Annotated in this window: 19 protein-coding genes; 6 read left to right on the forward strand and 13 right to left on the reverse strand. The window is 49.3% G+C overall.

The annotated features are described in order from the left end of the window. Positions 1–19: 19 nt before the first annotated feature. From A6049_RS19515 to A6049_RS19530, 4 genes are all read right to left on the reverse strand, one after another. Entirely contained in the window at positions 20–292 is a 273-nt protein-coding gene (locus A6049_RS19515; RefSeq protein ID WP_063566263.1) for a hypothetical protein, read from the reverse strand. 53 nt (positions 293–345) lie between these two features. Next, complete coding sequence (locus tag A6049_RS19520; RefSeq protein WP_063566314.1) at positions 346–1596, reverse strand: Tle-like phospholipase domain-containing protein; 1251 nt, start codon at positions 1594–1596, stop codon at positions 346–348. A gap of 82 nt (positions 1597–1678) precedes the next feature. Continuing rightward, the gene (locus A6049_RS19525; protein ID WP_063566264.1) at positions 1679–1960 is read right to left on the reverse strand and encodes a hypothetical protein; all 282 of its coding nucleotides are present in this window, start codon (positions 1958–1960) and stop codon (positions 1679–1681) included. Between the two features lie 343 nt (positions 1961–2303). Further along, the gene (locus tag A6049_RS19530) at positions 2304–3560 is read right to left on the reverse strand and encodes a DUF445 domain-containing protein (RefSeq protein WP_063566265.1); all 1257 of its coding nucleotides are present in this window, start codon (positions 3558–3560) and stop codon (positions 2304–2306) included. A 336-nt stretch (positions 3561–3896) separates the two neighbouring features. Between A6049_RS19530 and A6049_RS19535 the strand changes: the two genes are divergently transcribed. Beyond that, positions 3897–4724, forward strand: coding sequence for an aldo/keto reductase (locus A6049_RS19535; RefSeq protein WP_063566266.1), 828 nt, complete (start codon positions 3897–3899; stop codon positions 4722–4724). Between the two features lie 95 nt (positions 4725–4819). Here the strand turns inward: A6049_RS19535 and A6049_RS19540 are convergent, their stop codons facing one another. Continuing rightward, complete coding sequence (locus A6049_RS19540; RefSeq protein ID WP_063566267.1) at positions 4820–5278, reverse strand: cupin domain-containing protein; 459 nt, start codon at positions 5276–5278, stop codon at positions 4820–4822. Positions 5279–5536: 258 nt separating this feature from the next. Here A6049_RS19540 and A6049_RS19545 point away from each other — a divergent pair, with 258 nt between their 5' ends. Then, positions 5537–6388 (forward strand): helix-turn-helix transcriptional regulator, encoded by an 852-nt coding sequence (locus A6049_RS19545; protein WP_063566268.1) that lies wholly within the window; start codon positions 5537–5539, stop codon positions 6386–6388. Between the two features lie 114 nt (positions 6389–6502). On the opposite strand, the gene A6049_RS19550 is transcribed toward A6049_RS19545, so the two are convergent. Further along, positions 6503–8116 carry a glycoside hydrolase family 28 protein gene (locus A6049_RS19550; RefSeq protein WP_063566269.1) on the reverse strand — a complete coding sequence of 538 codons (1614 nt, stop codon included), beginning with the start codon at positions 8114–8116 and terminating at the stop codon, positions 6503–6505. A 461-nt stretch (positions 8117–8577) separates the two neighbouring features. Here A6049_RS19550 and A6049_RS19555 point away from each other — a divergent pair, with 461 nt between their 5' ends. From A6049_RS19555 to A6049_RS19570, 4 genes are all read left to right on the forward strand, one after another. Then, positions 8578–9306, forward strand: coding sequence for an amino acid ABC transporter ATP-binding protein (locus tag A6049_RS19555; RefSeq protein WP_063566270.1), 729 nt, complete (start codon positions 8578–8580; stop codon positions 9304–9306). Positions 9307–9338: 32 nt separating this feature from the next. After that, positions 9339–10172: an ABC transporter substrate-binding protein gene (locus tag A6049_RS19560; protein WP_063566271.1), complete on the forward strand. Its 834-nt coding sequence runs from the start codon at positions 9339–9341 to the stop codon at positions 10170–10172. A gap of 103 nt (positions 10173–10275) precedes the next feature. Continuing rightward, a complete protein-coding gene (locus A6049_RS19565; RefSeq protein ID WP_063566272.1) occupies positions 10276–10998 on the forward strand; it encodes an amino acid ABC transporter permease in 723 nt (240 codons plus the stop codon). 53 nt (positions 10999–11051) lie between these two features. After that, a complete protein-coding gene (locus tag A6049_RS19570; protein ID WP_063566273.1) occupies positions 11052–11702 on the forward strand; it encodes an amino acid ABC transporter permease in 651 nt (216 codons plus the stop codon). A gap of 113 nt (positions 11703–11815) precedes the next feature. Here A6049_RS19570 and A6049_RS19575 read toward each other — a convergent pair whose 3' ends face one another. The 7 genes from A6049_RS19575 to A6049_RS19605 form a co-directional block, all read right to left on the reverse strand. Continuing rightward, positions 11816–13153: an FAD-dependent oxidoreductase gene (locus tag A6049_RS19575; RefSeq protein ID WP_063566315.1), complete on the reverse strand. Its 1338-nt coding sequence runs from the start codon at positions 13151–13153 to the stop codon at positions 11816–11818. Between the two features lie 54 nt (positions 13154–13207). Then, positions 13208–14062: a carbohydrate ABC transporter permease gene (locus A6049_RS19580; RefSeq protein ID WP_063566274.1), complete on the reverse strand. Its 855-nt coding sequence runs from the start codon at positions 14060–14062 to the stop codon at positions 13208–13210. Further along, the gene (locus tag A6049_RS19585) at positions 14046–14960 is read right to left on the reverse strand and encodes a carbohydrate ABC transporter permease (protein ID WP_079695868.1); all 915 of its coding nucleotides are present in this window, start codon (positions 14958–14960) and stop codon (positions 14046–14048) included. Before A6049_RS19585 ends, A6049_RS19580 begins: the two co-directional genes overlap by 17 nt. Before the next feature lie 34 nt (positions 14961–14994). After that, on the reverse strand, positions 14995–15699 hold the full coding sequence (locus tag A6049_RS19590; protein ID WP_063566276.1) for a beta/alpha barrel domain-containing protein: 705 nt from the start codon (positions 15697–15699) through the stop codon (positions 14995–14997). A 27-nt stretch (positions 15700–15726) separates the two neighbouring features. Continuing rightward, complete coding sequence (locus A6049_RS19595) at positions 15727–17022, reverse strand: ABC transporter substrate-binding protein (protein WP_063566277.1); 1296 nt, start codon at positions 17020–17022, stop codon at positions 15727–15729. Positions 17023–17125: 103 nt separating this feature from the next. After that, positions 17126–17893: a response regulator transcription factor gene (locus A6049_RS19600; protein ID WP_063566278.1), complete on the reverse strand. Its 768-nt coding sequence runs from the start codon at positions 17891–17893 to the stop codon at positions 17126–17128. Between the two features lie 5 nt (positions 17894–17898). Further along, positions 17899–19731, reverse strand: a complete 1833-nt coding sequence (locus A6049_RS19605) for a cache domain-containing sensor histidine kinase (RefSeq protein WP_090954128.1) — start codon at positions 19729–19731, stop codon at positions 17899–17901. Between the last annotated feature and the right edge of the window lie 102 nt (positions 19732–19833).

Raw genomic sequence — 19833 nt, forward strand, 5'->3', positions numbered from 1 at the left:
CGTCCCTTACGACTCTTTCCTACCGTCCCTGATCCGTCTGGATCATGATTTCAATATATTGCAGCAAGCTCTTCTTCTGTTGTTCAATTGACTGTATTCGTCCAGAGAGACCCGCGAAAAACGCTTCGATCTGCTGCCTTGTATAATCGGCCGATTGTCCCTTCCAATCGTCGAGACGGTTGTATAGGCTTCTTGCCTCCTGCTCATCTCCCTGGAGACGGGCAAGCAGCTGGGTCAATTCTTTTTCAGCAATCCGAAGATCATTTAGCTCTACCAGCAATTGTCCGCTCACTCGTGTTCCCTCCCTTATGTAAGTTCCAATCGCCAGGCCCTTCACGCAAAATTCTATTTAAAACTGACCTGACTCTCATCCGCTTGACGGAATGCTTCCGCCTTCTCTTCGATAAAGTTCAGGAATTGACTCGTATGCTTCATATGCCATGTGCTCAATTCGTTAATAGACGCATCCAGATGAGTGACGATAGGCTCAAGTCTGCGACTACGGCTGGAATGCAGGTATTGCGCCATTCGGCTCCGTACCGTATTCAACTCTGCATTACACTGTTGTGCATTTTGCTTCCACCGGGCAGCGACACTTTTGAGTTCTTCTGGCGTTACCTGAATCAGGCCAGATGCTCCTGCTGCTGCGGCCATACCTCTTGCAAGGTTGCCTGCTTGCCCACCCAGGTTCCGCATGAATGCTACGAGATCAGACAGGACATTGGATGGCTGACGTGGTGAATAACTGATTTGCTCGCCTGTAACCGGATCGTATAGATCGTTGGAAATATAGCCATTCTCGAATTTGTACTGTTTCAAACCGTGATACTCTTCACCACCAAAGGTGTTACTGATTTTATCGAACATGCCCATGTCATCATTCATATCCTTGTAGTTGGAATTGATGTAATACATGGAACCTACATGACGATCATATCCACCAAAAAATCCGCTGGTTACAAAATCTCCGGGATGTCCGTAGTTAATGATTTGGCTATCAAACCCACCCTCTTCAGCCTTTCGTTTTGCCTCTGGCGTGAGGCTGGAAATCACGGATGGCGCACTGAACGTCACCGCGGAAAGTCCCGTATATGCGGCCGCATACTGGGCATTGCCCCCTCCAAGCGAATGCCCTGTCAGCGAAAAATCCAAATCCTTATATTTTTTCTGCATATCTTTGGCGTAATCTTCCGCTTCATACATTTGGTTGGGACCCAGCCCGATTGTCTTATCCAGCTTTTTGTCCAGTTCTCCCACAGCATTCTCGACTTTAGTGATTCCGGTCACATCTCTTACCTTCTGAATTCCATTAGCTAACCAATCTGGCGTAAGGTCAGTACTTTGTTCGATTTTTCTGCCAAGCTCAGGCAAACCGATTTGAGCATCCGCGTAATAATCAGGGGCGCTGCGATCCAATGATGCACTTCCCTCGGTGCCCCGATATGCGATAACCGCCTGTTTGGTCTCAGGATTGTAGAAGGTCACCGCATCAAAACCCGATTTTTTATTTCCATGAGTGTCCTCAAGAACTTGCCATCCGGGAAGATTGTCAAACTCAATACCTGATTTCAGATTCTCGTAAGCTAATTCAGACATCTTGTTATATGTTTCATCATCAATTTTTGGTGATTTACTCACAACCGTTGCACCTCCAAGAAAATCAATCCTGAATTATGATTTATTTGTTAAACGGATCATACCCCTTAGCTATAATTGCTTCCTTAATTGCTGGACTCATGCCAAAGTTTTTGATTTTTTTATCCTCATAGTCGTACGAGATCGTAAATTCTTGCTCTTCATGTTCAACCACATGCCCTTCCATAGCAATAGAATCAAGCGCCATCTCAGGTAACAGTTCTTTATTTGTGATCACGACATCCAGTTCATATTTATTTTTCAGATATTTTACGGCTTCCGCTTCGGCTTCTTTAAAATAGGCCTGTTTTTCACTTTCCTTCATGTTCTGACACCCTCCCAAAATGAAAGTAGATAGTATGGTCAAAAAAAATATACATGCGAGTCGTCGCTCCAACTTCATATCAATCACCTTTTCTTTATCATTAAATATATTCGTATACCCACTCTTTTCTTCTGTTATCTGCATCATAGTACAAAATCAACATGATCACATCGGCTGTTGGCATCGTTTTTATGTAACTTTGTTCCTAAATGATTCCAATAGAGCATTCGGGTGTACATTACCCAATTCAACTGTTTTTGCATCATTTCTCTATTTATCATTTGCCCAGACAAAAAAAGAGCCTGCTCCAGAGAGCGGCCCTAATCTTGCCATTATCAATGAGTTACTCCAATACCATCCGCAGGGCGGTCAGTGCAATCCCGATTATAAATCCGGTAACAGCACCGTTAATCCGAATCCACTGCAGATCCTGTCCTACCTTATCCTCAATCAAGGAGATCAGTGAGGCATTATCCATTTTGTCGACATTTTCGCGTACGAGGTTGCCGATTTTGGAATGGTTTTTCTCCAGCAGCGTCGTTACACCTTCCACAATCTTTGCATTCAATCCAGCCAATAAAGCATCGTCTGACCGCAAATCAGACAATACCCGCTCAATCGCGGGTAGAGCAAACGTCTCCACATACTGGCCATCTTCCATTGCAGCGAGCGCCTTTTCCCTCAATTCAGTGAGTTTGTTCAGCACGGTTTCCTCTGCGTTCCATCCATCCAGCATGTTGTTTTTCCAGCCGTTGACTCCATCCTGCACACTTTCACTCATCGCCAGCCGGATAGCCTGGGTTCGCAACAGATCTAGCACTTTGTAACGAAGAGCGCTACCCTCCCGCTTCATGTCCTCCACCCGGTCAAACAGATATCCTTGCAAAATACTGCCCAGACGCTCCTCGTTCAGATAACCCATGAACGCATTCATCGCAAATTGCATTAATCCGTTCATCTGGATACCACTGATTGCCTTTAGGCCGCTTTCACCCAAAAACATGATCGTCTCCGGCTTCACCAGCCATTCCTCTGCCTGCTTCAGACCATAGTCCAGTGCTTTGGCATCATAACCACGCTCACTCATCTGGATCGAAGCCCGTTCCAGAATCGGACCCAGGTCGAAGGCTCCCGCCTGTGATTTGATCTCGCCCGCAACCAGTGGAGCAATCTGCTCCAACGGCAGGCCTGCAAGGATTCGTTTGCAGAGCGTATCGATCATGGTTTTGACTCCATCGTTGTGAAGTTCCCTTGTCATGGTATCCAGAACGATTTCTGCCGCCTTGAAGCCCGCAATTTTCTCGGTGATGCTATCCTTGTTCAGCAAGTTGTTTTCCACCGCGGAGACAAGGCCTTCAGTCAATTTGTCCCGATTCTTAGGCAGCAAAGCCGTATGGGGAATCGGAATACCCAGTGGATGACGGAACAACGCTGTTACGGCGAACCAATCCGCAAGTCCACCTACCAATCCCGCTTCAAATGACCCTACCAGCAGTTTGCCTACTACACCGCCTTGAAACGGCAATGATGCGGCAAATCCCGCTCCCATAATAACGAGAGACCAAGCTGCTGCTTTTTTGGTTTGTTTAGGTTTAGCCATTGTATTCTTACTCCTTTATCGTTAATCACACGGGTTCAATAACACCCAACTTTCCCGTGCTCTTCTGTTCTTCATGTGATTGCTTCCATAGGAAAGCTTCGGTTTCCATATTTCGTATACTTCATCTTATCACCCGTAAGCGTCAAAACCAAACCTCTGGCTGGCGAAAAAGGATAAAAGAGGGGTTTTTCCTATCGAAATGGTCGTATTCTTTTCCATTACCAAAAAGGTTTTAGTATAATCAATACAGACGGCCCTCCATTTAGGATTGGCCGGCGGTCAACAGGGTAATTACATAATGGAATAATGAATGAATCAGAGGAGGAATTTCGGACCATGAAACACGTGCAGGACACAACGACACTTTATAACGGAGTCAAAATGCCTTGGCTGGGTTTTGGTGTATTCAAAGTTAAAGATGGAGAAGAAGTGGTTGAAGCCGTCAAAACGGCTATCCAGGCAGGTTATCGCAGTATCGATACAGCAAAAGCGTATAACAACGAAACCGGCGTAGCTCAGGGTATTCGTGAATCCGGAATCGCCCGCGAGGATCTGTTCATTACCACCAAAGTGTGGAACGGGGATCAAGGTTATGAATCCACACTGGCGGCTTTTGAAGCAAGCATGGAACGACTCGAACTGGAATATCTGGATCTCTATCTGATCCACTGGCCTGTCAAAGGCAAGTACAAGGATACCTGGAGAGCGCTGGAGAAGCTGCATAAGGAAGGACGCATCCGCGCCATTGGGGTAAGTAACTTCCAGATTCACCATCTGGAGGACCTGATGACCGATGCCACCATTAAACCTGCTGTGAATCAGGTGGAACTGCATCCGCTATTGATTCAAACGGAGCTACGGGAGTATTGCAGCAAACATCAGATCCAGATTGAAGCCTGGTCCCCACTGGGTCAGGGACATCTGCTGGAGCATCCGCTTCTTCAGGACATCGCTGCCAAGTACAGCAAGTCACCGGCACAGGTCATTCTGCGTTGGGATCTGCAAAATGGCATTGTGACCATACCTAAATCCGTTACACCACAGCGCATCCGCGATAATGCGGACCTGTATGACTTTGAGTTGACCACGGAAGAAATCGAGCGCATCAATCAATTGAACGAGAATAAGCGCTTTGGTTCCGATCCGGACAATTTTAACTTCTAACCTCAATATATAATCAAGCTAGAAAACATCAAAAAATCCCGATCTGGACGCACACGCACCTGGATCGGGATTTTGCTTATTCATTTATAGTTATATTAGCCTTTGGAAACCAGTTTGAAATCATCAAAATGGAAACCTGGTGCTACAACACACGTTACCAGTACAGGCTCATCACCCAGCGGACGTGCAGTTTGCCATACTCCGGCTGGAACGAGTACCTGCGGCGATTGCCCCGCAGCAATATCCATACCCAACACGAGCACTTCTTCATTTTCGGGGTTTTCCCCGTTGCCGCCCAATTTCAATTCTACTGGACTGCCGCTATGCCACAACCAAAGCTCATCGGACAAAACGGTATGCCATTCCGAGACTTCATGGGAGTGCAGCAGGAAGTACGTCGAACTTGCCGAGAATCGAGGGCCTGAGTATGTATCCGGCAGTACGGATTGTGGAATTTGGTACGATGCCTTCCATTCTTCCTTATACCAACCGCCTTCAACGTGCGGCTGCATATTCAATGCAGCAACGAGTGGCGATAATTCATGTGTCGTCATATTCTGTTTCCTTCCTTCCAAATCGAATTGGAGACACCCCTATCCAGAGGTTAGTCTCACTCCCCCTACTGTAAAACATGAATAGACTTTTGTCACCTTTACAGCATATATAAGCTTGCCGAAAATCATTCCACCCGTATGCTATTCATTTCGTCTGGTCGGACCCCTATTCAAATGATAGCGTTTACAACAAACTGGATTTTCCGTTATGATATGGATATTAACCGTAAATCAGCTGGCGCAGAGGGGAGACGTGTTATGAGTGTTATAGAGGATCGGATTGGACCCAAATATCGAATTGGCGAGAGTTCATTCACCATTGAACACATGAGCAGACACGAAGGGAACGCCATGCCACAGCCTCACGCCCACCCTTTTTATGAACTGTATTACCTGCTTGAAGGAGAACGCGTCTATTCCATGAATGGTCAGCTTCTTACCGCCCGCAAAGGTGATTTGATCCTGATCAATCCCCATGATGTACATACGACGTCCAAAGGAAGTATTCCCGGCTTTGAACGAATCCTGATCGGATTCTCTCCTTCTTTTGCCACCGGGATGGAGCTTGGAATATGTGGTCTGCTTCCCTTCGATCGTTCAAGGCTGCTGCACTTTCCTGATGCGGAACAGCCCGAGATCGAACGAATGTTATGGCAGATGCTGCAAGAATGCAGGGAGCGCCGACCTCATTATGACATCGTGGTGAGAAGCCTGCTTGCCCAGATCCTGATTCAGATCCACCGGGTTGAAGAAGATACTCGGCAATCCTCTCCGGCCCCGCATCATCCCATGCAGGATAAGATCAGTGAGATCGTCACTTATGTGAACAATCATTATACCGAGCCCCTTACGTTGGAAGAGGCCGCAGCGCGATTTTATATCAGTCCATCCTATTTGAGCCGGATGTTCAGCCGTTTTACCGGATTTCGCTTCAGTGAATATTTACGTGTTACCCGGGTTCGGGAGGCACAGAGACGTTTACTCTCCACTCAGGAACGGGTGCAAATGATTGCGGAGAAGGTCGGATTTGAGCATACAGCCCATTTTAATAAAACGTTTAAACAGGTGACTGGGACCACGCCGCTTCGCTATCGCAAAGAACATCGATAGATCTTGGAAGCGACTGGCGAAGCCGGACACCTGTCATATGACACCCTATCATGACACCGCGCGCCAGGAGATGCCCGCGGTGATATGCTAAGCGTATACTAAGTCGAACCCTTCTTACCTGCGGATAATTACACCACTTCTTACTTCAGGACCAACGGAGATTTGGCGTCCCTCTGTATCTGCATCACTTTCCCGGCATACGATTCCTGCCGATTCATGTCCTGTCACCATCAGAAGCCGACCGTCCGCGCCTACACCCTCAATCGCTTCCAGTTCCGCACCCTTACACTGATGCAAATGAATTAACGATCCATCGGTAATATGTGCGTTCATTTCGGCGATTCGCAGGTGCTTCGCATGAGCGCATTGCACCCCATTACGAGCCGTCACCGTATATCCCTGAATGACCAAACCATCCAGAGGCATTTCCGGCAGTCCACTCACCAATAACGCGGTTTCCGCTCCTGCACAGACCACATCCGATATCCGAATATCCCGGAACACCGGAGTCTCCTCACTGACCTCCTGAGTCAAGTCGCTACCACGAGCGGAACCCTCCTGATTGGCATAGAAAAAGGAAAACGAAATAGCTTCCATAATGATATCTTTCATATAAATGCGCTCCACCTGAATATCCTCAACGACCCCGCCGCGCCCACGCGCGCTTTTAAAGCGAAGCCCAATATCCGTTCCAATAAACGTACAGTCCGAGACCCGGACATGCCGCACACCACCAGACATTTCACTGCCAATGACAAAACCGCCATGACCGTGATACACGGTGCAATTGCGGATCGTAATATATTCCGAGGGCAGACCGAGTTCACGACCTTCTGCATCCTTGCCAGATTTCAGGCAGATCGCATCATCACCAACATCGAATACACTCTGCTCCACAACGACATGACGGCAGGATTCGATGTCCAGCCCATCACCATTCTGAGAAAACCATGGATTCCGCACACTCACGTTACGAATCGTGACATGCTCGGATGCCCAGGGGTGCAGATTCCATGCAGGCGAGTTCTGGAACGTCGGTCCGTCCAAAAGCACTCGTTTACATTGACGCAAGCTGACCATGTTAGGACGCAAAAAGTCTCTGACTTCGTCATAAGCAGCCACATCACACACTTGCTCCAGATGCAGACGATTCGCAATCGCACCGCCTTCAAGAGCAGAAGTCGAGGGCCACCAAATGGCTTCGTCTCCGCCAGTCTGCTCCACCACACCGCCCGAGGAAACCAGTCGATTCCACTGCGAGGCCGTCATCTTGGATCGTTTCACCGGACGCCATGCCTCTCCACCGCCATCCCAAATCCCCTCACCCGTGATCGCAATATCCTCCAACTGCTCACCATCAATAGGCGACTGACACCGCACTGCCTGCCAACCTTCGAAGCTGGACGCAATCAGGGGATATTGATCGAAATTACGGCTGAACGTAACCAGAGCACCCGCCTGAACATGAAGCTCAATTCGACTGCGGAGAACAATCGGACCCGTTAACCAAACACCCGCCGGAATGACAATTCGGCCACCGCCCGCTTCTGCACAAGCTGCTATAGCCAGTCGAAACATCTCGGTATTATCGGTCAAGCCATCCCCTACCGCACCATAATCCGTAATCTGAAAATCCCGTGCAGGGATGACAGGTAAACTCACTTCATAAGCTTTCGTATGGGATTCAACACCTTCTCCTGTACCCAGTGGGGAGTAATATGTATTCATCGTTCAGAACATCCTCTCTACCTATAATTGGATCGGACTGTTTTTAATATTGCATTACTTACTGGAAAGCGCATTCTCGCTCCATCATATCAATGCCATAGGGCATAAGGTTGAGCTTTTTTGCCATGTACGATTCAGAATTTGATGTTATTTGTTTTTATGATCAGAGTCATAAAGTAAACATCCCTTCCAGTATACTCTATACATCTATTCCAATGGTTGTAAAACAACTAGGAGAATGGATTCATTTTTCTGTCAGGATTCGTCACAAAGAGGCTAGCAATATAACAAATATATAACATAATTACTGGCTATAGCCCTATAAAACCCATTACTTATGTCATGTTTTATCACAAACCAATTGCCTTTAGCAGGATGAGTATGTATGATTAAATAACTAGTTTCAATTTATTCCTTATTATTCCTTTTACAAACAGACGTTGCAGAAAGGATGGGGTCTCTTGATTGAATTTAGGGGTGTCCAGAAGCATTTTGGCCATTTTCATGTCCTAAAAGATATTCATCTTCACATTGAAGAAGGAGAAGTCGTTGTCATTATCGGCCCTTCCGGCTCAGGCAAAAGTACATTGCTCCGCTGCATCAATCGTCTGGAGACGATTACCGAAGGTGAACTTATCGTCAGTGGTGTCCCTTTACATCAGAAAAAGGTGGACATCAACCTCTTCCGCCGTGACATCGGCATGGTATTTCAACACTTCAATCTCTACCCTCACAAAAAAGTCATCGATAACATTACCCTTGCACCCATGAAGGTGCGTAAACAGCCCAAAGCACAGGCAGCCTCTACGGCGATGAAGTATTTGACCCGGGTTGGCATTGCCGACAAGGCAGACAGTTATCCTTCCCAGTTGTCCGGTGGACAACAGCAGCGGGTAGCCATTGCAAGAGGTCTTGCCATGGAGCCCAAAATCATGCTTTTTGACGAACCCACTTCTGCACTAGATCCCGAAATGATCGGGGAAGTTCTGGATGTCATGCGGTCTCTTGCACATAACGGGATGACAATGGTCGTTGTTACACATGAGATGGGATTCGCCCGCGAGGTCGCAGACCGAGTCATCTTTATGGATGAAGGCCGAATTGTGGAAGCAGCCTCCGCCGCTGAATTTTTCGACAACCCGAGAGAAGAACGGGCCAAGCAATTCCTGAGTCGTCTGATTCACCACTGAGAATAATCCATTTTGAAAGGGGTCTTTACCAAATGAAAAATGTATTAAAGTGGCCGTCGTTTATGCTTGTCTTGATTCTATCCCTTGTCTTGTCCGGTTGTAGCACTGGAGAGGAAAGTAGCAACAGCGGTGGTTCTGGTGGGAGTACCGAAGCCAAAGGCACGATTGAACAGATTAAAGAGCGTGGCAAGCTCATTGCCGGCGTGAAATACGACACCAAATTGTTCGGTTTGAAGGACCCCGCAAGTGGCGAAGTCGAAGGATTCGATATTGATATCGCCAAAGCACTCGCCAAACAGATTCTTGGAGACGAAACGAAGGTAGAACTGAAGGAAGTAACGTCCAAAACGCGCATTCCGATGCTGCAAAACGGCGACATTGATCTCATCATCGCAACGATGACGATTACAGATGAACGCAAGGAACAAGTGGATTTCAGTGATGTCTATTTTGAAGCCGGGCAGTCCCTGCTTGTGAAAAACGACAGCGCAATTACAGGTCTCGAAAGTCTCAGCGGTGTGAAGGTACTTGCCGTCAAAGGCTCGACTTCTGCGCAAAACATTCGCGAAAAAGCCCCGGACGCCGAGGTGCTGGAATTCGATAACTATCAGGATGCCTTCACAGCCCTCAAAGCGGGTAAAGGCGAAGCTCTGACGACCGATAACATCATCCTGATCGGCATGCAGCAGACGGATAACAACTACAAGCTGGTTGGTGGCAATTTCACGAGTGAACCTTACGGCATAGCAATTCGTAAAGGCGACACAGCCTTCGTCGAAGAAGTAAACAGCCTGCTCAAAAACCTGAAGGACAGCGGTGAATATGATACGTTGCATGAAAAATGGCTGGGCAGCAAGCCAGAGTAACCCCGATTAATGATGGTTAAGTGGCGACTTCGCCTGTGATATGCAATGCATGAGCAGGACGCAATCGCCGCTTCTACATCTGGAGAACGGAGGCTTCGCCTACATGGGCAAATTGGACTTCAGCGTACTGATCAAACATTCGGATCGATTTCTGGAAGGGTTCCTCAACACCATTCAGGTGAGCATCATGGCCTTGATTGGCAGCTTTATTCTGGGTGCAATCTTGGCTATCTTTCGGATATCCCCCATCAAACCGCTCAACTGGATCGGCACGGCTTTTGTGGAGTTTATCCGTAACATCCCGCTGCTGCTTGTCGTATTCTTCTTCTATCTCGGATTGCCGGCACTCGGCATTTCACTGGATGGATTCATCTCGGGTACACTCGGTCTGACCATCTATACGGCTGCTTTCATTGCCGAAGCGATTCGAGCGGGTATTCAGACGGTCCCTCGCGGGCAGTTAGAGGCTGCGAGATCTTCCGGTCTGTCCTACGTACAGGCCATGAACCTGATCATTTTGCCACAAGCGATCAAGATTGTATTGCCGTCCCTTGGCAACCAGTTTATCAATCTGGTCAAAAACTCATCCATCCTAGCGGTCGTGGCTGGCATGGATCTGATGTATTTTGCCGATCTGATCAACTCGGATACGTTCCTGCCGCTCAGCGTCTACACCATTGTTGCACTGTTCTACCTGGTGTTGACCTTACCGCTCAGCTTCCTGGTTCACTATATGGAGCGCCGTTTCGGACAAAGTGATGCTGACGCCAGCCGTACCAAAGGCAAACCAAAAAAGACCAAACCAACGGGCCAGGTCACCATGTAAAACAAACATCCACTCTAAATCTTGTCCTACTCACAGAAGGAGGCCGATGATCTATGGACTTTAGCGGGGCCTACGCCTGGCCCAACCTTCGTTTCCTGTTGCACGGATTCCTGATTACCCTGCAAGTGGCAGGGTTGTCGATTGTATTCAGCTTTGTTCTCGGCACCGTGCTCGGTACCGTTCGATACACCCGGATTCCGGTCCTGTCACAGATTGTGGCCGTCATCGTGGATACGATCCGCAATCTGCCGCTGCTGTTGATCATTTTCTTCATTCATATCGTACTTCCCCAGCTCGGGATCAAAATGTCCGTCTTCTGGTCCACGGTTGTTGGACTAAGTCTGTTTGAAGGCGCCATGATCGCAGAGATTGTCCGCAGCGGACTCAAATCGATCGAACGCGGACAGGTGGAAGCCGCCCGCTCCTCCGGCCTGAGCTACATGCAGACACTTGGCGGCATCATCATGCCCCAGGCTTTGCGGCGCATGTCGCCACCGATGGTGAGTCAGTTCATCTCTTTGCTGAAGGATACTTCACTAGCGATCATCATCTCCCTGCCGGAGCTGATGCACAATGTGCAGATCCTCGGTGGTCAGAGCTTCGACTACGTCATCCCTGCCCTGCTGCTCGCAGCCGTATTGTACTTCGTCATCAACTACACGTTGTCCATTGTGGCACGGCGGCTTGAAGCACGAATGACTTGATGATCGGATGACCGATGCTTCCATTACAACCCAAAGACTCCAGCTCCACTTCAATAGTGGTTTTGGAGTCTTCTTTAGATTTCATGATAGTCTGCTCGCACAGGAATCATTCCTCAAATCGCTGCTCCGTTACGGCGTAGTTCCTTTTGCAGCACCGCTACCGGCAGCTCCAACGGATCTAGCTTCATCTGAACAGCTAAAGCTGCTGCTGTTCCCGCCGCCTGCCCCGTAGCCATGCAGCTTGGAGTCAGCCTTGTCGTTGCATGGGCCTCATGTGTGGTGGAGATGCAACGACCTGCCGCCAGCAGATTGCGAATATTTCGGGAAATCAGAGAGCGGTACGGAATATCGTATGCTCCGTCTCCTTCTATAAAAGCCGCTACGACGCCTTGACCGGAGGGATCATGAATATCAATCGGATAGCCACTTCTGGCGATTACATCGTCAAACTTTTTCCCTGCAACCACATCGTCCTTGGTCAATGCATAGTGTCCGATGATTCGCCTGGATTCACGGATACCGATCTGCGGTGCTACCGCTGAGATCGAAGCCCGCTCGAATCCAGGCACGTCACGCTGCAGAAACTCAGCGATCATCAGCACCTGTTTCCTGCCTTCCTGTTCAGCAGAGGTCAGATCCTCTGCATCTGTAGCATCCAACCCCTGCACCCGGGTGCAGTTAATCAATACTTCATCTTCAGCCGGTCCGGTAAAAAACAATACCTGATCACGATTAATCGGTACACCTGCTTTTTTCCATTGGGAATAGAAGCCGCTCACCCCGGTTAACGGAATACTGTCCAGTTCGGAGAAAGGGGTTTTGGCAAAGAAATCCTCCGGGTGCTCCTGCATGTATTGCTTCACTCGTCCAAGGTCCACACCACGCATTCGGAATTTCATGGTCATCGGCTGTGACTGGTGATCGCCATCTCGCCCCTTTGCAACAGAAGCGCCCGCAAGATACGCCGCATCCGCATCACCGCTGGCATCCACGAATACGTTCGCTTGGAGCTCCATTCGACCAGACTTGTTCGTCAGGCGTACCGCTTTTACCCGATCATCCACCATAACCACTTCATCCACGAAGCTGTGCAATAACAACCGGACACCCGCCTCCTGCAGCATCTCCGCCGCAACCACCTGATAGATCGCTGGATGGTAAGGCGTAACAGTATGCACAAATCCAACCGTATCCCGAAGATGCCCCGGAGAGCCGCCGCGCGCCTGCAGTCGGTCAACGATTTCCTGGGCGATGCCTCGAATCACCTGCTCACCACTCTCCGTATGGAAGGTCATCCAGGGGTACACCATAGCGGCAGTCGACATTCCACCAACGAACCCGTACCGCTCCACCAGCACTGTTCGAACACCTTGTCGTCCAGCAGCAATGGCTGCTGCTATTCCCGCCGGACCTCCTCCCACAACAACCACATCCGCTTCTTCCTTTTTCATACTCATACTTATCCGTTCACTCAAGTTATCACTCCTTCCGTTCTATTACATGGACTACTCTTTCAGTCCTGTCATAGCAACTCCCTCAATGAAGCGCCGTTGTGCCAGGAAAAAGACAATCAGAAGTGGCAGGGTCGCCATGACGGTGGCACTCATCAGATATTGCCAGGCTGTACCCACTTCATCCGTGAACAGGGATAACCCAAGCGGAAGCGTCATCAGTTCTCGCGAGTTAATGAAAATCAACGGATCGAAAAACTCATTCCAGATTGTCACAAAAGTAAAGATCGTCAGCGTAGCCATACCGGGCTTGGCAATTGGGAGCATAATTCGCGCATAGATCCGGAAGCGGTTGCAGCCGTCAATCATCGCCGCTTCCTCCAGCTCGGTGGGTACCGTAATGAAGAACTGCCGCATCACAAAGATGCCAAACACACCGCCCGCCCCAAAGATCGGCAATAAAATCAGCGGAAGATGTGTATCAATCCACCCCAGCTGCCGCATGAACAGAAACATCGGGATTGCCGTCACCTCATGGGGAATCATCATCGCACTCAGCAGGATGAGAAATACCACATTACGTCCCTTGAACGGAATTTTGGCAAATGCGTACCCAGCGAGAGATGCAAAGAACACCGTACCCAGCACAACCACAGCAGCAATATATACACTGTTAAAATAAAATCGATGAAACGGAATCAATCGAAAGACATCGATGTAGTTCTGAAATCGGAAGGTATCCGGTATCCACTGTGGTGGATAGGTAAATATGCTCTGAGGTTCCTTGAATGACGTCGATATCATCCAGATAAATGGAACAATCATGATCAGCGAGATCAGTGTCAGCAGCAAATACGTCCCAAGGGCACTCCATGTCTTACGAACCGAAGGATTAGGCATCGCCTTCATTGAACACCCACCTCTTTCGAAGCTGCCATTGCAGCAGCGTCAGAATTAGCACGATAAAAAACAGCACATAGGCAAGCGAAGAGGCGTAGCCGAACTGAAATAATTTGAATGCTTTTTCCCAGATGTAATAGACCAATACCTTCGTGCTGTTGCTCGGCCCTCCCTGTGTCATGACGTAGATCTGTCCAAACACCTTAAGCGAGCCAATCACGGTCATGACCATGGTTAGAAACACCGTTGGCGTAATCATGGGCAGCGTGACGTGAAAGAAAGTTCCCCTTCTGCCCGCGCCGTCCAGTGTTGCCGCTTCGTAAAGTGAACGCGGCACCTGCTGAATGGCTGCAATGAACAGCACCATATTCAGCCCCACATTTTTCAGTACACTCGTCACAATAACCGCAGGCATCGCCAGATCCTGATTGTAGAGCCAGGCCGGACCCTTGATGCCTATCATTAACAGAAGCTGATTGATCAGTCCCGACTCTGTCGCATACATCAGCTTCCATACGATGGACCATACAATCAGCGAGGTCATGACCGGAACGAAGATGGCTGTTCGAAAAATTCCGATACCGCGCAAACTTCTGGATAGCAGCAACGCGAGCAGTAGAGCGAGCACAATGTTAAGCGGCACAAGCCCCGCAGTGAAATAGACTGTATTGGCAAGCACCTTCCAGAACATGGCGTCTGTCATCACATTCCGGTAATTCTCCAGTCCAATAAAATGATGATCCCCCAGCAGCGGCCAGTCGGTCAGGCTCATGTATAGCGCCAAACCCATTGGAAACAGCAGCAGCAGGGTGAACCCGAGCACCATCGGCGATACGAACAGCCATCCCGCGATCTGGGCCTCTCTGGCGAGCGGACCTCTTCCTGTACGCTTGCGTGAATGGGTCACAGTCAGGCCCTCCCCTTTATCAAATTTCTTCCCTCTAGTCTGGACGGTTCAGATTGTCCACCGCATTACGGAAGGCGTTAACAACCCTTCGCAGCTGCTCCTCCGCTCTGCCCGTTACGACCGCTCCAAGCATGATCGCCTTGACTCCGGTATCGTGCAGCACCCGAACATCCTCCGGCACCAGCTTACGCTGAGAAGGAACCAATACCGGAATTTGCGCCTGTAAGACCAGACGGCGATACTTAAGCACGTCCGCAAAGCTTAGCGGTGTACCATATTCATTCCCAGGCACAATGGATGCCTCCAGGGCGGTGAAGCCGTAATGAGCCGCTGACGTTACGATTGAAGGTTCATATTCGTCGTTGATCGCAAACGTAGGGTCCAACCCCAGGTCATCCAGCATGAAGGACGGCAAGTGATGTGCATAGATGGAATAGAAGTCGAAACCCAGCCCGGAGAGGCGCCCCACGTCCTCCCTCCGTGCTCCATCTATACTACCGGATGGTACGACCCCAAGCGGGCCGCCAAACTCGCTACGGATCGCCTGAAAAACTTCGGCATAGTTGTCCAGTGGACCAAAATGATTCCCGCTGGCGCGATGACCGACATTATAATGCACCTTCAGTGCATCAGCGCCCTCTTCGATTGCTGCTCGGGCCAACGATAGATCGTTCTCGGGTAAACTGACCACAAGTGACAGCGATTTCTGATCAAGCAATTCCTTGAATTTGCCCATCATGCTCACCTCCTGTTTCTATAGAATTATTTATTGTTGCAGCACGCCTTGGATTTCTTCCTGCATTTGCTTCAGATTATCCTCAGGTGTCGCTGAACGGGCGAACAGTCGGTCAAATCCCTGCAACACCGCATTATCGATATCCTGCCAACGGATATGACCGGGAATCAAGCGCGCTTTTGGCATTTCATTAATCACGGCCTGCACAATATGCTCCTTGCTCGGATTATTGGGCTGATTAATGAACGCATCGGAGTTCAGCACAGAGGTACGCGGAGGCACAAAATAGGTGGCCGTCGCCTGAATGCCCTGCTCGCTGGCAAAATACTTCAACAGCTTCTTGGTTTCCTCCGGATGTTTGCTGTCGTTGAACATGGCATATCCAGCCTGCCCCAGCATCGGTACGCTTCCCTGTGAGCCGGAAGGCATGGGAGCGATACTCCACTCAAAATCGGTAATCTCTCTTGCTTTGGAGACATAGCTGTAGTTATCGAAGAACATGCCCACATTGCCAGCATCGAAGCTGACCTGCTCGCCTGCTTTCGGATGCGATTCATCGGTGAACATCATGCGCTCCAGCAGTTCAAAGGTCTGTACGCCATAAGCATCGTTCCAGGTGAACTTCGTCATGCCTTCGTCAAACGGGCCACTGCCATTGGACCATGAATACGAGGAGAGCACTGCCCAGGTCTTCCAGTCGCGAAAAAAGTTAGCTCCATATATCCGGTTGGTTGCCTCCTTGCTCGTGATCGCCTTGGCGGACTTCTCGAACTGTTCCCATGTCCACTGTCCTTGGCTGGCAAGTGTATTCGGGTCGGTCAGGCCGGCTTTGTCGAACAGCGTTTTATTGTAGAACATGACCACCGGAGGTGTGGAAAAAGGCAGCCCCAGCAGCTGATCGCCATCACGGAACAAATCCAATGTACTTGGTATATAATCATCCAGCTTGAACTGTGCATCATCCTTGAACTCGGATACATCGGCCAGGATGTGATTGGATTTGAATTGTGGCACCATCCGCTCCGATACCCATGCGATATCTGGGAGAGAGCCGCCAGCGGCAAGCACCGATATTTTTTGCTGGTATTCCGCGAAAGGTACGGATTCCATCGTCACCTTGATGCCTGGATTTTCCTGCGTGAAGCCATCGATCAGCTTGTTGTATACATCCATATGTGCCTGATTGCCCCACATCATGAATTTCAGCTCAACCTCTCCATTCTCCCCGGCTGTTTGCCCAGGATCACTTCCGGAATTGGAGCTTGTGCACCCGATTGAAGCAATCATCATGAGTAAGAGTATCAATATCAGTCCTGCTTTTTTCATGAAAATCCCCCTTATGGACTTAGTGGTATACATGTGCAACCAAAGTATAACGAAGGTATCGGCCGCTCATAAATCACGTCAATTACAGAAATGGTATGGTTTTTCAAGAACTACTGAATCGGTCACGATATTCCCCTGCTGTCGATCCCACCTGCTGCTTGAATACCAGCATGAAGTGCTTAGGACTCTGATGCCCGGATAACCTTGCAACATCATAGATTTTGAGCCCTGTGTTAACCAGCAGCCACTTGGCCCGTTCCATACGAGCCTCAGCGATGTATTCGGAGTAATTGGTTCCTGTTGCGTTCTTGAACAGTTGGCTTAGATAGGTGGGGTTCAGATGAACCAGAGCTGCTATGGTCTGAAGTCGCAGATCCCCATCGGGATGCTGCTTGATGTGCTCCTTCACATCTCGGATAATCTTCCGCGTATCTCCGCCGGAGTGCTCTGCTTTCCCAGATGGCTCAGTGACTGGAAGGGTTGAAATGCCATACCTGCGATCCAGCAGCAATTGAATTTTTTGGATGCATAATGCCAGTTCATGTCGTTCAATCGGCTTCAGCAGATAGTTCAATACCCCGTATTCCATCGCCCTGCGTGCATATTCAAACTCTCCGTACCCGCTAATGATGATCATCAGCAGTTCAGGGTACATATCTCTTGCTTTGGATACGAGTGTCAGCCCGTCCATTTCACGCATGCGAATATCCGTGATCAACACATCCGGTACTTCACATCTCAGAAAATCCAGTGCCTCGGCTCCGCTCGAAGCTTCACCTGTTACCTCGAACTGAGGAGCCGCCTGTACAATCAGCTCTCTCAGTCCCTGACGGATGACCGTCTCATCCTCCACAAGCAATACTTTATACATGCGCTTCATTCCCCTTTCGGTTGAAGTTGAATGGATATCGTCACCGCCAGGCCCTGCCCGGGACTGCCATCGACGCTCAGGCCGCTGCCTTCTCCATACATGAGGCGGAGCCTTTGAGAGATATTGTTAAGTCCCAGCCTGTCCCCGGCATGACAACGCAATGCCTCATTGGAAGGCTGCCGAGCAATGGATTCATTTAATTCATCAATCTCCGCCTGAGCCATGCCTTTGCCATTGTCACGCACAATAATCAGCAGCTCATCATCGAATTTCAATGCAGATACCCAGATCACCCCGCCATCCGCCTGCCCTTCAATGCCATGGTAGACAGCGTTCTCCACCAGCGGTTGCAATACCAGCTTAGGAATCAGACACTCTGTAATGGCTTCATCGATGTCATAGATTACCTCCAGCTTGCCGTCATAACGTACCTGTTGAATGCGTACATAGGATTGTACAAAAGCCAGTTCTTCCTGAAGCGGAACCCTCCGGTCCACCTTATCAATCGTATAACGCAGCAGCTTGCCAAGTGCCGTCACCATATCAGACACCTCAGCGTGCTTCTGGCGGACCGCCATCATGTTGATGGACTCCAATGTGTTGTATATAAAATGGGGATTAATCTGGCTCTGTAATGCTGACAACTCCGCCTCTCGCTCTTGAATGCCCAACAGAAATACCTCGTTGAATAGTCGATTGATCTCTTCCATCATTCGGTTAAAACCCCGGCTAATCTGTCCGAACTCATCATTGCTAAAGTGCACTACGCGCTGGCTAAAGTCTCCCTGCTCGACCCGAATCATATTGTGTTTCAATCGAATTAGCGGCCTCGTTATACGGTAGGATAAGAGAACAGCGAGAACTGCTACGGCCGCCATACACAACACAGCGAATCCAAACGTAAACGTGAGCATCTCGCCCGACTCCTTCTGAATAACGGCAATAGGTGTAAGGCTGATCACCGAAAGTCCTGAATAGCTGGAATGGTGCTGTACGTAGAGATAGGGCTTCCCCTCAAGGACAACCTTCTGGTTGCCTGCGTATCCTTGAAGCTGGCCATGTTTTAACAGTTGGTCGTATGCGGACAGACCTCCGGCTGAGGTGCGTTCGAACAGGAGACGCTGCTTGCTGTCGACAATCATCAGGCTCGCATTTTGCTCAAAATTCAGATTGGATAAGAGTTGGCCGAAGGCTTCCAGCCGGATGTCGATCAGAATGTAACCCAGTCGCTGGAGTGTACCCGGATCACGAATCTCACGGGCAACCGATATATACGGCTCTTCACGACTGCCCGTGTAATAGCTTGGTTCGTGTGGAGGAAGCAGACGCCATTCCCCTTCCGAGCCGTTAAGCTCTGCAAACCAGTCATCCTGCCTGCTGTCCCATACCGGATTCACTGCCAGCGAATCCAGATTGGAGAACAAAATGCCGCTGTTGCTGATCAGATGCATGCCACGGATTTCCGGTCGGTCATACGCTTGACCGGACGTGTAGAGCTTCATTTTCAGATAATCATCGGACCGCGCCCATGTACCCGATCCCATCGGAGCATTGTATTTGCCCAGAATGCCAAGCACCATCTGATCATAGAGCGGCAAGAGCGACAAACGTTCGAAGTCCTTGAGCAGCCGATTCAGATTAGTATTAATCTGGCGAACAATATCAATGGTGAACTGCTCCGTCTTGCGATCAATCGTCTGCGAGAAATGCAGGTAATTCACCACTCCCTGCAAGCTTAGCGGCAGCAAGGTCAACGCCAGGAACAACAGAAGCAGCTTGGTGCGCAGATTTATATTTCTTCCGAAATAACCTAGTACCTTGTCCATCATTCCGTTCATCCCTCACTCTCCCGATCATTGTATGAGCCCCCTTCACAGATCAATCTGAATATAACTGGGGTCATCATATTCAGTTTTAATGATCGTTGGCTATCCTGCCAA

It is taken from the genome of Paenibacillus sp. O199, assembly GCF_001636635.1.
GTDB classification, from domain to species: Bacteria; Bacillota; Bacilli; order Paenibacillales; family Paenibacillaceae; genus Paenibacillus; species Paenibacillus marchantiae.